Origin of the sequence: Cryobacterium sp. TMT2-42-4 (assembly GCF_004402645.1) — a bacterium.
Taxonomy (GTDB): domain Bacteria; phylum Actinomycetota; class Actinomycetes; order Actinomycetales; family Microbacteriaceae; genus Cryobacterium; species Cryobacterium sandaracinum.
Genome location: NZ_SOFT01000037.1, coordinates 79,108 through 93,633 on the forward strand (window position 1 = coordinate 79,108; position 14,526 = coordinate 93,633).

10 protein-coding genes and 1 tRNA gene are annotated in these 14,526 nt (G+C 69.4%); all 11 read left to right on the forward strand.

All coding sequences use genetic code 11. The annotated features are described in order from the left end of the window. Window positions 1–124: 124 nt before the first annotated feature. The 11 genes from topA (at window position 125) to E3O18_RS13190 (ending at window position 14,401) form a co-directional block, all read left to right on the forward strand. Window positions 125–3,148, forward strand: coding sequence for a type I DNA topoisomerase (gene topA, locus E3O18_RS13140; protein WP_134395650.1), 3,024 nt, complete (start codon window positions 125–127; stop codon window positions 3,146–3,148). Further along, entirely contained in the window at window positions 3,145–3,801 is a 657-nt protein-coding gene (gene tmk / locus E3O18_RS13145; RefSeq protein ID WP_134418291.1) for a dTMP kinase, read from the forward strand. The genes topA and tmk overlap by 4 nt, the downstream gene beginning before the upstream one ends. 326 nt (window positions 3,802–4,127) lie before the next feature. Continuing rightward, the gene (locus E3O18_RS13150) at window positions 4,128–5,291 is read left to right on the forward strand and encodes a DNA polymerase III subunit delta' (protein WP_134395648.1); all 1,164 of its coding nucleotides are present in this window, start codon (window positions 4,128–4,130) and stop codon (window positions 5,289–5,291) included. A 29-nt stretch (window positions 5,292–5,320) separates the two neighbouring features. Further along, window positions 5,321–6,874: an alpha/beta hydrolase gene (locus E3O18_RS13155; RefSeq protein ID WP_241978193.1), complete on the forward strand. Its 1,554-nt coding sequence runs from the start codon at window positions 5,321–5,323 to the stop codon at window positions 6,872–6,874. 45 nt (window positions 6,875–6,919) lie between these two features. Next, window positions 6,920–7,558 carry a TetR family transcriptional regulator gene (locus E3O18_RS13160; protein ID WP_134395647.1) on the forward strand — a complete coding sequence of 213 codons (639 nt, stop codon included), beginning with the start codon at window positions 6,920–6,922 and terminating at the stop codon, window positions 7,556–7,558. 45 nt (window positions 7,559–7,603) lie between these two features. Continuing rightward, a tRNA-Thr gene (locus tag E3O18_RS13165) sits at window positions 7,604–7,679 on the forward strand. A 248-nt stretch (window positions 7,680–7,927) separates the two neighbouring features. Beyond that, window positions 7,928–8,926, forward strand: coding sequence for a Gfo/Idh/MocA family oxidoreductase (locus E3O18_RS13170; RefSeq protein ID WP_134395646.1), 999 nt, complete (start codon window positions 7,928–7,930; stop codon window positions 8,924–8,926). 265 nt (window positions 8,927–9,191) lie between these two features. Then, window positions 9,192–11,492 (forward strand): EAL domain-containing protein, encoded by a 2,301-nt coding sequence (locus E3O18_RS13175; protein WP_134418292.1) that lies wholly within the window; start codon window positions 9,192–9,194, stop codon window positions 11,490–11,492. Between the two features lie 44 nt (window positions 11,493–11,536). Continuing rightward, window positions 11,537–12,955, forward strand: coding sequence for a D-alanyl-D-alanine carboxypeptidase (locus E3O18_RS13180; RefSeq protein ID WP_241976461.1), 1,419 nt, complete (start codon window positions 11,537–11,539; stop codon window positions 12,953–12,955). A 28-nt stretch (window positions 12,956–12,983) separates the two neighbouring features. Then, entirely contained in the window at window positions 12,984–13,574 is a 591-nt protein-coding gene (locus E3O18_RS13185; RefSeq protein ID WP_134395644.1) for an isochorismatase family protein, read from the forward strand. Window positions 13,575–13,651: 77 nt separating this feature from the next. Then, window positions 13,652–14,401, forward strand: coding sequence for an alpha/beta fold hydrolase (locus E3O18_RS13190; RefSeq protein WP_241976460.1), 750 nt, complete (start codon window positions 13,652–13,654; stop codon window positions 14,399–14,401). Window positions 14,402–14,526: the final 125 nt, after the last annotated feature.

Genomic DNA, 14,526 nt, shown 5'->3' on the forward strand with positions numbered 1-14,526 from the left:
CGGCAGCGCAGGCCTGGCAACCCCCAATGGTCTCGCGCGGCGTGGTCGATTAGGCAGGCACCATATTGAAGTGTGTATGGTGTGCCATGGCCCACTTGGACCCGTACCTATAAAGAGGAGTCTGGTGCCAGGCACTAAGAAGCTGGTCATTGTCGAATCGCCGACGAAGATGAAATCGATCGCCGCGTACCTGGGCGACGGATACGAGGTCTTGTCCTCGGTCGGTCATATTCGCGACTTGATCGAGCCCAAGAACCTGCCACCCGAACTGAAAAAGGGTCCACTCGGCAAGTTCTCGGTCGACGTGGAAAACGGTTTCGAGCCGTACTACGTCGTGTCCGACGCGAAGAAGAAGACCGTGGCCGAACTCAAACGGGCCATGAAGAACGCCGACGAACTCCTGCTCGCAACTGATGAGGACCGCGAAGGCGAGGCCATCGCCTGGCACCTGTTGCAGGTCCTGCAGCCCAAGGTGCCGGTCAAGCGCATGGTCTTCCACGAAATCACCAAGGAAGCCATCCTGCAGGCGAAGGACAACACCCGCGACCTCGACACCGCCCTCGTCGACGCGCAGGAGACCCGGCGCATCCTCGACCGCATCTACGGCTACGAGATTTCCCCCGTGCTGTGGCGCAAGGTCGGCCCCGGCCTGTCCGCCGGCCGCGTGCAGTCCGCGGCCACCCGCCTCGTCGTCGAGCGCGAACGCGAGCGCCTCGCGTTCGTGTCGGCCGGCTACTGGGACCTGATCGCCCAGCTCGCTCCCGGCGCGTCCCGGACGGATTCCGCGTTCCAGTCGAAGCTCGTGCGCCTGGGCGGGGAGCGCATCGCCTCCGGCGGCGACTTCGACGACCTCGGCCGGCTGAAACCCAAGGTGACGGCGGTCACGCTCGACGAGGCATCCGCCCTCGCCCTGGCCACCGCCCTCAAGGAACCGTCGGTCGCCCTGACCGTGACGAAGGTGACCGCCAAGCCCTACCGTCGCAGCCCGGCCGCGCCCTTCACCACCTCGACCCTGCAGCAGGAGGCGGCCCGCAAGCTGCGCTTCACCGCCCGCCAGACCATGAGCGTGGCCCAGTCGCTCTACGAAAACGGGTACATCACCTATATGCGAACCGACTCGCCGTCGCTGTCGCAGCAGGCGATCACGGCCGCGCGCACCCAGGCGGCGGCGCTCTACGGCCCCGAAACGGTGCCCGACAAGCCTCGCCTGTACAAGGGCAAGAGCAAGAACGCCCAGGAGGCGCACGAGGCGATCCGTCCGTCCGGTGACACGTTCCGCACCCCTCCGTCGCTCGCCTCCACCCTGCGCGGCAACGACTTCAAGCTCTATGACCTGATCTGGAAGCGCACCGTCGCCTCGCAGATGGCGGACGCGACCGGCTCGACCGCGTCGGTGACCATCGCGGCCGGGCCGACCGGCACGTCCACGCACCCCGCGGCATCCGGGGTGCTCGCGGAATTCGCCGCCAGCGGCACCGTGATCACGTTCCGCGGCTTCATGCTGGCCTATGAGGAATCCCGTGACGAGGAGCGGAACGCACCCACCGACGCCACCGAGTCCAAACTGCCGCCGCTCGAAGAGGGCCAGAAGCTGACCCTGCTCGACGTGGAAGCCAAGGGCCACGAGACCACCCCGGCCGCCCGCTACACCGAGGCGAGCCTGGTGAAGAAGCTCGAGGAGCTCGGCATCGGCCGCCCCTCGACATACGCGTCGATCATCTCCACGATCACCGAGCGCGGCTACGTCACCCCCCGCGGCCAGTCGCTGGTGCCCAACTGGATCGCCTTCTCCGTCGTTCGCCTGCTCGAGGAGTACTTCTCCGACCTGGTCGAATACGACTTCACCGCCGAGATGGAAGACGACCTCGACCGCATCGCCGACGGCAAAGCCGACCGGGTGGACTGGCTGACCAGCTTCTACTTCGGTTCCGACAAGCACCGCGGCCTGCGGCAGGTCATCGACAACCTCGGCGAGATCGACGCGCGCTCGATCAACTCGATGCCCATCGGCGACGACATCACCCTGCGCATCGGCAAGTACGGTCCCTACCTCGAGGTCATCGACCCGGGCGCGGCACCGGATGCCCCGCCGCGCCGGGTGAACATCCCGCCGAACCTGGCCCCCGACGAGCTGACCCCGGCGAAAGCCCGCGAACTCATCGATGCGCCGGTCATCACCGACCGCGTGATCGGCGAGAACCCGGAGAACGGCAAGCGGATCGTGGCGAAGGACGGTCGGTTCGGCCCCTACGTCACCGAACTGGAGCCCGAGGTCGAGGTCGTTGAACCCGGCGAGACCATCGACCCGGTCACCGGCGAGGTGACCCTGCTGGCCGATTCGGCCGCCGCCGAAGCTGCCTCCACGACCAAAACGGCGGCCGCGGCCGCGAAGCCCAAGCGCAAGCCCCCGGCGAAGAAGGTCGCCGCGGTGAAACCGCGCACGGCTTCGTTGTTCAAGACCATGGACCTCGCCACGATCGACCTCGACACGGCCCTGCATTTGCTCGCCCTGCCGCGCGTGGTCGGCCTCGACCCGGAGACGGGCGCGGAGATCACGGCCCAGAACGGCAAGTTCGGCCCGTACCTCAAGAAGGGCGTGGACACCCGGTCACTGACCAGCGAGGACCAGATCTTCGAGATCGACCTGGCCGGTGCGGTCGACCTGTACGCCCAGCCCAAGTACGGCGCCCGGCGGGCGTCGAGCGCGCTCAAAGAGTTCGAGGCTCCCGACCCCGAAAGCGGCAAGGCGATCAAGGTCAAGGACGGCCGGTTCGGCGCCTACGTCACCGACGGCATCACCAACGCCACCATCCCGAAAGCCGAGACGGTGGAGGAGGTCGACTTCGACCGCGCCGTGCAGCTGCTCGCCGACAAGCGCGCCAAGGGCCCGGCCGTCAAGAAGGCGCCGGCGAAGAAGGCCCCGGCCAAGAAGACGGCGGTCAAGAAGGCCCCCGCGAAGAAGGCGGCGGCCAGGAAAGCCCCGGCTCGGAAGGCGGTCGTCACAAAGCCGACTCCGTCGGGTGCCACCACGACGGTGCGTGCTCAGCGCACCCCGGCTCAGAAGGCCGCGACGGCGGCCAAGGCCGCGGCGACCCGGGCGGCCACCGCGGCCGCGAAGGCCGCGACCCAGGCATCGTCGCTGTCGTGACCCGAGAAGTTCCGGAAGCCGCGACCGGTACCGCCGCTGCCGGGCTGTTCATCACCCTCGAGGGTGGTGACGGGTGCGGCAAGACGACCCAGTCGGAGCTTCTCACCGATTGGCTCCAGCAGTGCGGGCGCACCGTGCTGCGCACCCGCGAGCCCGGCGGAACGGATGTCGGCGGCGCCATCCGTGAGATCGTGCTGCACCACCGCGGCGAGATCGCACCGCGGGCCGAGGCGCTCCTCTACGCCGCCGACCGGGCCCAGCACATCGCGACCGCGGTGCGGCCGGCGCTCGCCCGCGGCGAAGTGGTGATCCAGGACCGCTACCTGGACTCATCCGTCGCCTACCAGGGTGCCGGACGGGTGCTCGACGCCACCGCGGTGCGTGATCTGTCGCTCTGGGCGGCGGAGGGACTGCTGCCCGCTCTGACCGTGCTGCTCGACCTCGACGAGACAGTGGCGCGCGGCCGACTCGACGCCGAGAACAAGCCCTTCGACCGGCTCGAGGCGGAGAAGAGCGACTTTCACCGCCGGGTGCGCGCCGCGTTCCTCGCCCTGGCCGACGCCGAGCCGGAGCGGATTCTGGTCGTGGACGCCGAGCGTCCGGTGGCCGAGATCGCCGCCGTCATCCGCGACCGGGTCGCCGCGCTGCTCTAGGGATGGTGTGAACGGATGTCCGAGGCCGCCGCTGCCCGGTGGCCCGCCGCTGCGGCGGCATCCGTTTCACGCGCGGGCTCGCCGTGCGCTGTGCGCTGTGCGCCGTGCGAATTCGACGGAGATTTTGGCCCTGGACCCTGTTTTCGGCCCCAAACCGGCCGTTTTCGGCAAAATCTCCGTCGAATTGGTTCGGCACCAGGCGCGGTGCTGCGCCGGCTGGACGGAATGCGCCGACTGGACGAGCTCTGCCGGGGGCGCAACCAGCGGACGGCGCCGGCTGGACGGGCTCTAAGCCCTCTGTCACCGACGAAAGGTACTCTGGTCCGATGACTGTGTGGGATGGCCTGACGGGTCAGGCGAGAGCGATCGCGATCTTCCGCGCGGCGGCCGAACGTCCGAGTGACGGAGACGCCGAGGGGCGCGCCGGATCGGCCATGACGCACGCCTGGCTGATCACCGGGCCGCCCGGCTCGGGCCGCTCCAACCTCGCGTTCGCCTTCGCGACCGCGCTGCTCAGCCCCGGCACCGAGGCCGGCGACGAGAGCGCCCGCCGCCTGGTCGACGCCCGGACGCATCCCGACCTGACCGTGCTCTCCACCGAGGGCGTCATCATCAAGATGGACTCGGTCAAAGAGGCCGTGAAGCGCTCGCAGTACTCGCCATCGGTGGGCCGCTACCGGGTGGTCGTGGTCGAAGACGCCGATCGCATGGTCGAGCGCACCTCCAACGTTCTGCTCAAGGCTTTGGAAGAGCCGCCGGAGCGCACAGTGTGGATCCTCTGCGCTCCCAGCGAGGCCGACCTGCTGCCCACGATCCGGTCCCGCGTGCGATCGGTGCGCTTGCGGGTGCCGAGCATCGACGACGTCGCCGAGCTGCTCGTGGCCCGGGACGGTGTCGACCGGGCCACCGCCGAACGGGCCGCGCGGGAGGCGCAGAGCCACATCGGCATGGCCCGCCGCCTCGCGACGAACCCCGAGGCGCGAGCGCGACGCGAGGAGACCCTGCGGGCGGCCCTCGGCATCCGTGGGGTGTCGGCGGCGGTGAATGCGGCGGCCCGGCTGCTCGCCATCGCCGGTGACGACGCAAAGGCGATCACGCTCGAGCGCGACGCCGCTGAGCGCGAGGGCGTGTTGCGTTCCCTGGGCGTCGAGCCGGGACAGTCGGTCCCGCCCGGACTGCGCAGCCAGATCAAGGCCCTCGAAGACGACCAGAAGCGGAGGGCCACCCGCAGCCTCCGCGACGGGATCGACCGCATCCTGGTCGACCTCACGTCGCTGTACCGCGACGTGATCATGGTGCAGCTCGGCCGGGAGACCAGCGTCATCAACCGGGAACTCTTAGGGGAAGTGCGGGCGGCGGGAGCCGTCTGTGCGCCCGCCGCCACGCTGTTCACCCTGGACGCGATCGCCCAAGCCCGGCAACGGATCGAATCGAACGTGGCGCCGGCGCTGGCCCTCGAGGCCATGCTCGTATCGGCAATCCGCCGGTGACCGAGAACACGTCCCAGAAGGGGAATCCGTTGACCAGACGAACTCGCGTGCGCACCCTGTCGGTGCGTGCCAGGGCCACCGCCCTGGCACTGGTGCTCGCCATGGGCCTCAGCGGCTGCGTGCCGCTGTTCCTGCCGGAGCAGGCGCCGACCACCTCGGTCCCGACCGGGGAGAAGGTCGACGCCGACCTCGAACCGTTCTATAACCAGGTGCTGAAGTGGGCGGACTGCGACTCCGGCCTGCAGTGCACCACGGCTTCGGCGCCGCTCGACTGGGCCGCCCCGGGCAGCGGCGAGACGGTCGACCTGGCGCTGGTGCGGCATCCGGCCACGGGCACCCGGGTGGGTTCCCTGCTGGTCAATCCCGGAGGCCCCGGCGGCTCCGGTTACGACTTCGTGAAGGATTCCCTCGACTACGCCACGGATGCGAAGCTGCAGGCCGGTTTCGACGTCGTCGGTTTCGACCCGCGCGGGGTGGGCCGCTCCTCGGCGGTGAGCTGTTACGAACCGGCGGAGATGGACGAGTACCTCTACGGCCTGCCCGCCGCGGTGCGGGGGAGCGACGCCTGGATCCAGGAGCTGTCGACGGCCGCCGTCGACTTCGGGGCCGCCTGCCAGGAGAACACCGGCCCCCTGCTCGCACACGTCGACAGCCTCAGCGCAGCCCGCGACCTCGACCTGCTGCGCGCCGCGCTCGGTGACGAGAAGCTCAACTTCCTCGGCTACTCCTACGGCACCTTCCTCGGTGCGACCTACGCGGACCTCTACCCCGAGCGGGTCGGACGCCTCGCCCTCGACGGCGCCCTCGACCCGTCCACCAGCAACGCCGATGTGACCCGGGTGCAGGCCACCGGGTTCGAGAATGCGCTGCGCTCCTACCTGGCCGACTGCCTGGCCGGCGAGGAGTGCCCCTTCGACGGCACCGTCGACGAGGCCATGACTATCATCGGATCCCTGCTCGCCTCGGTCGACGTCAGCCCGATCACGGCCACCGACGGCCGTCGACTCGGCGCGAACACGCTGCTCACCGCCATCATCTACCCGCTCTACCAAGCCACCGCGTGGCCGAACCTGAGCGAGATGTTCGCGAGCGTTCTGCAGGGCGACGCCGACATGGCCTTCCAGTTCGCGGACGGCTACAACGGCCGGTCCGCCGACGGCACCTACCGCGACAACGCGACCGAGGCCTTTCTGGCCATCAACTGCGTGGACTACAGCTACAACGACGATCCCGCCTCGATGCGCGCGCAGGCCGCCGAGATCGAACAGGCCGCCCCGACGATCGGCAAGTACATGGCGTTCGGCGACATCGGCTGCGCCAACTGGCCCTATCAGTTTGACGGGGAGCGGTCCGAGATCGCCGCCGAGGGGGCCGACCCGATCCTGGTCATCGGCACCACCAACGACCCGGCCACACCCTATGTCTGGGCCGAGAACCTGTCGGAGCAGCTCGCCAGCGGACACCTCGTCACCTTCACCGGCGAGGGGCACACCGCCTACAACAAATCGAACGACTGTGTGAACTCGGCCGTCGACGACTACCTGCTGAAGGGCACGGTTCCGGCCGAAGACCCGATGTGCTGAGCATCCGCCTGGCTGCAGATTTGCGCGCTGTGTAAGAATTGAGGCATGTCGCTGCACCACGAGGAACCGGGCCTACGCGAACGTAAGCGGCTCGCAACGCGACGCGCCATCCAGCGCGCCGTGTTGACGCTCTCCTGCGATCGGGGGCTCGAGAAGGTGACTGTCGAGGACATCAGCCGGCTCGCCGACGTGTCGCCGCGCACCTTCTTCAACTACTTCCCCTCGAAGGATGCCGCGCTGGTCGGCGACGAACTCGATCTCGCGTCCGAAGAGCAGATCGAGGCCTTCGTGCACGGCGGCCCCGAGGGGGACATCCTGGCCCAGCTGGCCGCGCTGCTCTCGGTCAGCCTCAGGAACACCGAGGGTGACCGGGAGATCCACCAGCTGCGGCGTCAGGTCATGAAGGAGAATCCCTACCTGTTCGGGATGCGGATGGCCACCCTGCGCAACTTCGAGGGTCGACTGCAGGAGATCGTCACCCGGCGCTTCGTCGTCGACCACCCCGAGCTCGGCGCCGGGTCGGCGCAGCTTGAGCAGCGTGCGCTCCTGTTCACCCTGGTGGCCGTGGCCGCGCTCCGCCACGCCTGGCGGTGCTGGGCCGACTCCGACGCGGCCCGCCCCCTGGCCGCGCACGTCGCGGCATCCTTCGCGGACCTGTACGAGATGACCCTGAAGACCAGCTAAGCTTTGTTGCTGTGTCCGAGGTTTTCCGAGAGGAATAATCGTGACGCCGCCTTAGCTCAGTCGGTAGAGCGTCTCACTCGTAATGAGAAGGTCATCAGTTCGATTCTGATAGGCGGCTCCATCTCAACGCAGGCAGCCGTGGCTTTGCTCGCGCCGCGCACACCCCCGCACGCTCGCGGCGCGGCTCATCGAGCTGATGCCGCCCTACTGAGCCCGCAACCTGCGGCTGACTGGGCCGACCGGGGCATCCGTCGTCACGTATACGCGGAGATCCGGAGTTGCCGTGCCGTCCCCACGGATGTCCGGGGCCGGGGCGCCGGGTCGTGACGTGCTCGACCGCCGGCCGCACGCGATCGCTAGGCTGATCCCATGACCGACACAACCCGCACCGACGCGATCCGCTGGGGAATCCTGGCCACGGGCGGCATCGCCCACGCATTCACCAACGACCTGGTTCTGAACGGTTTCCACGTGCAGGCGGTCGGTTCCCGCTCGCAGGCGTCGGCGGATGCCTTCGCAGCCGAGTTCGGCATTCCCACGGCTCATCCGAGCTACGAGGCCCTGGCCGCGGACCCGAATGTCGACATCATCTACATTTCGACCCCGCATCCGTTTCACGCCGAGAACGCCAAGCTCGCCCTGAATGCCGGCAAGCATGTTCTGATCGAGAAGCCGATCACTTTGAACGGCGCCGAGGCCCGCGAGATCGTCGACCTCGCCGCGACCCTGGGGCTGCTGGTGCTCGAGGGAATGTGGACCCGGTTCCTGCCGCACATGGTGCGCATCCGCGAGATCCTCGCCGAGGGCACCCTGGGCGACGTGCGCACCCTGATCGCCGATCACACCCAGGACCTGCCGGATGACCCGGCGCACCGGCTGAACGCCATGCACCTGGGCGGCGGGGCGCTCCTCGACCTCGGCATCTACCCGCTCACCTTCGCGTCCGAACTGTTCGGACGCCCCGAGACGATCCTCGCGACCGCCACCTTCAAGGCCACCGGCGCCGACGCGCAGATCGCCACGACCTTCCGCTACGCGGGCGGGCAGATCGCCCAAACCCTGTCGGCCAGCAACACCACCGGCCCGAACACGGCCACCATCCTCGGTACGCTGGGCCGCATCGACATCGACCGGGTCTGGTACGCGCCCACGGACTTCCGGGTGCTCAACAGCGCCAACGAGGTCATCGAGACCTTCACCGCCGAGATCAACGGGCGCGGCATGCACTACCAGGCGGCCGAAGCGGAGCACCTGATCCGGGCCGGCAAGATCTCGAGCGACATCCTGCCGGTCGAGGAAGTGGTGGCGATCATGGAGACGCTCGACCTGGTGCGCGCGCAAATCGGCCTGCGGTACCCCGGGGAGTAAGCGGGAGTCCGTGCGCTGTGCTCCGGTCGATAATCTGACCAGTAGAGCGGGAGGGGGCAATGGCGCTGCGTGGATCCCGTGGTGGTGTCACGAACCGGCCTCACCGCCCCCCATACGTGGCCGTTGCGGCTCCTCGGCACCCTGGTCGCGTGCTCCGTTGTCGCACCGCTCGAGGTCGTTCCACGCGCCGGATGACGCCACCCCCCGTTCTGGGGTGGTCGCAGTCGGTGGCGCTGGTCCGTCTGCCCATGACGGCTCGGCTAGCGTGGACGCAACGGGAGCGGGGGATCCGATGCACGCCAACGCGCACGCGGATCGAATCGATGACCGCTCCCTTCGCCATGCGCGGCTCGGCCGCTGGATCCTGTGGCTGATGTGGGTGCTGCTGATCGGTTACGCGATCGGCCTGTTCGCCTCCTTCGGCCCGGTTTTCACCGGCTCCTTGTCGCTAATCACTGCGGGGCTCCCGGCCCTGCTCTGCTGGGCAGCCGCGCTCTGCGCGGAGCGCGGCCGCACGCAGCTGATTCTGGTGTCGGCCGCGATGACGGCCTTTACCCTCGGCAGCACCTATTACCTGCTCGCGGGCGCGGCGACCCTCTCGTTTCCGTCTCCGGCCGACATCGGTTACACGCTTTTCTATCCGCTGATTCTGGCCGGACTCGCTGTCCTGGTCCACCGTCAGCGTGGTGAAATACCCCGGTCGGTCCTGGTGGACGGAGCCATCGGGTCGCTTGGCGCGGCATCCGTGCTGGCCGTGTTGCTCAGCCCGGTGATTGCATCCGCGGGTGTCTGGCCGCCCTCCCCGGCCGCCCTGGTGTCCGCCAGCTACCCTCTGCTCGATCTGTTGCTCGTGTCGGTCATCACGGGGATTGCCGCCGCCCGCGGACTCGACGTGGGCCGACGGTGGGCCCTGCTGGTGCTCGGACTCCTGATCTTCGCGGCAACCGACGCCGTCTACGCCTTCCAGGTTTCCGCCGGAACGTACACCTTCGGGGAGCCGTTGGATGCGGGCTGGGCGCTCGGCCTCACCCTCATTGCGGTCTGGGCGTGGGACCTGGCTCGGCCCGGTGTCACCGCCCGGCGCCCCCTGAGCGGCGTGTGGACCCTCGCGGTGCCCGGGGCAGCCACGATCGCCGGGATGGCGGTGCTCGTCCTCGGCACGCAGGTGAAGATCTCCACAGGCGCCGTGCTCCTCGCAGGCGTGACCCTGGTGCTCGGGACCGTGCGCACCCAGCTCGCCTCCCGGCAGATCGGGCGGATGGCCGACCTTCACCGCCAGGCGAGCACCGACGACCTGACCGGGCTGCCGAACCGGCGCGCCCTCTACGCCGAGGCATCCGCTCACCTCGCGCCCGGGGACGGCCACCGGAGCGCCCTGCTGCTCCTGGATATCGACCGGTTCAAGGAAGTGAACGACAGTCTCGGCCACGACGTCGGCGATCTGCTGCTGGTGCAGGCCGGATCGCGCCTGTTCGATCAGCGACGACCGGGCGATCTTCTCGCCCGGCTCGGCGGCGACGAGTTCGCGCTTTTGATCCAGGACGCCGGCCACGACGAGGCCGTGGCGGCGGCCGTGCGGCTGCGGGCGGTCCTGGCCCGGCCGTTCACGCTGGAGGGCATCGCGATCGAGTCCAACGTCAGCATCGGCATCGCCCTATTCCCCGACCAGGGTGACACCCTCAAGGTGCTGCTGCGCAAGGCCGACATGGCCATGTACAAGGCCAAGTCCTCCCGCAGCGGGCACCACGTCTTCGTCTGCTCCGACGACGATCACGGCGACTCCAGGCTGCGGATGATGGAAGACCTGCGCGGCGCCCTCGCCACGGACGAACTCGTGCTGCACTACCAGCCCAAGATCGAGCTGGCCACCGGGCACGTGCACGGTGTGGAGGCGCTGGTGCGCTGGCAGCACCCGAGCCGGGGTCTGCTGCCTCCCGACCTGTTCCTGACCCTGGCCGAAGACGTCGGGCTCATGCGCGACCTGACCCGGATCGTGCTGGGAAAGGCGCTCGACCAGGCCGCGGTCTGGCGTGCGCAGGGAACACCGCTGACCGTTGCGGTCAACATGTCTCCCAGCACCCTGATCGAGTCCGATCTGCCCGCACGCATCGCCGCCATGATCCAGGTGCGGGGGTTGTCGGCCGCCGACCTGATGTTGGAGATCACCGAAGAGTTCCTGATGGAAGACCGGGCCAGGGCCAGGGACATCCTGATCCGTCTGCGAGAGAGCGGCATCCGCATTGCCGTGGATGATTTCGGCACCGGCTACAGCTCCCTCGCCTACCTCCGGGACCTGCCGATCGACGAGCTCAAACTCGACAAGTCCTTCGTGTTCCCGATGGCCGACGACGCCAGGGCCGCGGCCCTGGTGGCCTCGATCATCGCGCTCGCGCACAGTCTCGGCGTGCGCATGGTGGCGGAGGGCGTCGAGGACGCCGTCGCCTACGCCGAGCTGACCCGGTACGGCTGTGACGAGGCCCAGGGCTTCCACATGTCCCGGCCGCTTCCGGCCGCGGAACTGGATGCCTGGCTCGCCGCCCGGCACGCGCCGGGGGCCACGCGCTAGCGAAGCACAGGGTGACTCACACGCCCGGCGGGTAGGGTTCACGGGTGGAAGAACCGAAGCCTCGCAAACGCCTCGCGGCCGTTCTCGTCGCCGTGGCGCTGCTGCTGGGCGCCGGTGCCGTCCTGATCGGGGCGTCGACCCGGGCCCCGGATGCCGCGGCCACCGCCTCCATCGCCGCGGCGAACACCGGTGCGAGCGTGAACGTGCCGGCCGCGGAACCCGTTTCGGAGCGCCCCGTGCCGGCCACCGCCTCCGATGCCAGAAACCTGCGTACGTGTTCGGTCTCAGCGCTGGCCGCCGACCCCCGGCTGGCTGAATTCCAGGCCCAGGTCGTCAACGCCAGCACCGGCGAGGTGCTCTTCGACCGCGGCGGCGATACCTCCTCACGCACGGCGAGCGTGCTCAAGGTGCTGACCAGCGCCGCCGCCCTTGAGGTGCTCGGACCGGACTACCGGGCCACGACCACCGTCGTCACCGGCAGCACGCCGGGGTCTGTCGTTCTGGTCGGCGGGGGAGACCTCACCCTCACGCGCCTGCCCACCGGCACGGAATCCGTCTACCCCGGCGCAGCCCACGTCGATGAGCTCGCCCGCCAGACCCTCGCCGCCTGGCAGGCGAACCCGGAGAACCCGCCGATCACCTCCCTCGTGCTGGACGCCTCGTTCTTCGGCGGGCCCGGCTGGGAACCGAGCTGGGATGAACTGGAACGCAACGCCGGTTCCATGCCCGACGTGACCGCCCTGCAGGTCGACGGTGACCGCGACGACCCCTCACGCCAGAGTTCTTCACGCAGCTCCGACCCCGTCGGGCGCGCCGGCGCGGCCTTCGCCGCCGCGCTCGGCGGCGGCGTGAGCGTCAGCGTCGGCACCGCGCCGGCCGGGGCCGAACAGCTCGCCGCCGCCCGGTCCCAGCCCGTGTCCGTGCTGATCGGGCAGTCGCTGATCGTGTCGGACAACACCCTCGCAGAGATGCTCGCCCGGCTCGTCGCGGTGGAGTCCGGGGCCGGCAACACCTTCGGCGCCCTGCAGGAGTCCGTCGTCACGGCGCTCGACGCCTATGGCATCGACACGACCGGCATCATCATCCGGGACGGTTCGGGCCTCAGCGACGACAACGCCGTACCGCCGTCGTATCTCACCCGGCTGTTCGTCAAGATCAACGCCCGCGACGGCGACCTCGGCGTCATCTTCGATGGCCTACCGATCGCCGGTGGACCCACCGGATCGCTCTCCTACAGCGACCGGTTCACGGGCGACAACGCCGTCGCCGACGGCTCCGTCTTCGCCAAGACGGGCTGGATCGACACCGGCTACACGCTCTCCGGCATTATCCGGGCGGCCGATGGCACGCCGCTCACCTTCGCCGTTTACGCGCTCGGGGATGTGAGCGATAATGCGAAGCAGGCGCTCGACACCATCACCGCCGGGTTCTTCCGTTGCGGCGACAACCTGTCAAACTCCTGACTACAACCGGCGACAGAAGGAGCAATCCGTGACCAGGGCCCTGCTTATCATCGACGTTCAGAACGATTTCACCGAGGGCGGGGCCCTCGCCGTCGAGGGTGGGTCTGCGGTGGCCGCGGGCGTCAGCGCGCTGCTGGCGGAACATCCGGATGCCTATGACGTGATCTTCGCCTCCCGCGACTGGCACGACCCCGACAGCGACAACGGCGGCCACTTCGCCCGGGCTGGCGAGCCCGACTCCACGGACTCCTGGCCCGTGCACTGCGTGGCGGGCACCCCCGGCGCCGAGTACCACCCCTCGCTGCTGTTGCCGGACACGACCATCCACATTCGCAAGGGGCAGGGCCAAGCGGGCTACTCCATTTTCGACGGCATCTCGGAGGACGGCGAGAAGACGGGCGAGCTGCTCATCGCGAACGGGGTGACCGACATCGACATCGTCGGCCTCGCCACCGACCACTGTGTGCGCGCGTCGGGCCTGGACGCGCGGGGCCATGGCCAGCATGTGCGGGTACTGACCGACCTCGTCGCCGGCGTCGCCCCGGACACGAGTGACGCGGCCTTGGGCGAGCTGGCCTATGCCGGTGCCGTGCTCGTCACCTCCGACGTGGTCGTCTGAGCGTGGGGGTGACCGACCGGGCGAGTCCGACGCCGTCGGGGCCGGCCGCGGCGGGCTCTGCTCCGGCGGTTTCTGCTTTGGCGGGCTCTGCAGGCGGGGCGCTGTTCGCGCGGCGCCTCGACGGCGTGCGGATCGCCTACGACGTCGTGCCCGGCGAGCGCCCGATCCTGCTCGTGCACGGGTTTGCGTCGACATCGCAGGTCACCTGGGTCGGCACCGGCTGGGTGCGAGCCCTGCAGGACGCCGGGCGCGGCGTGATCACCCTCGACCTCCGCGGTCACGGACGCAGCGACAAGCCGCACCGCAGCATCGACTACCTGCCCCGGCAACTCGCCGCCGACCTCGTGGTCGTGCTCGACGCCCTCGGCCTGGAGCAGGTCGACGTGGTCGCCTATTCGATGGGCTCGCGTGTGGCGGCGGCGCTCGCGCGGCTGGCGCCGTCCCGGGTGCGCCGACTGGTGCTCGGCGGAGCCGGGCCGGACGAACTGTTCGAGACGTGGCATCCGGATGCCGTGCGCCGGTTCGTGACCGACGGCACCGTCTCCGCCGACCCGTCGATCGCGGCGATACTGGGTGCCGCAATCACCGCCGGCGCCGACCGCGAGGCCCTCGTGGCCTGTGTCGGCGGGGTGGCCGGCTCCTCGCTGGACGTGCCGGCCGAAATCCCCGTGCTCTACGTCGCCGGCGGCGCAGACTCCATCCCCGCCGGGGTCGCCGAACTCGCCCGCGCGCGTGGTGCCGACTACCTCGAGCTGGCGGGCCGGGACCACGTGAACACGCTCACCTCCCGCGAGTTCAAGCGCGCCGCACTGCAGTTCCTGGCCTGAGCGCCCCGAGTCCGGGCTGTGGCGGAGCGCGTGGGGGCTGCCCGAACCGCACAAGAGATGCTGCGCATCCGGCTGGCGCTGCTGGGCAACCGGCCGGCGTTGGGGCTAACTCAGGAGATCCGTCC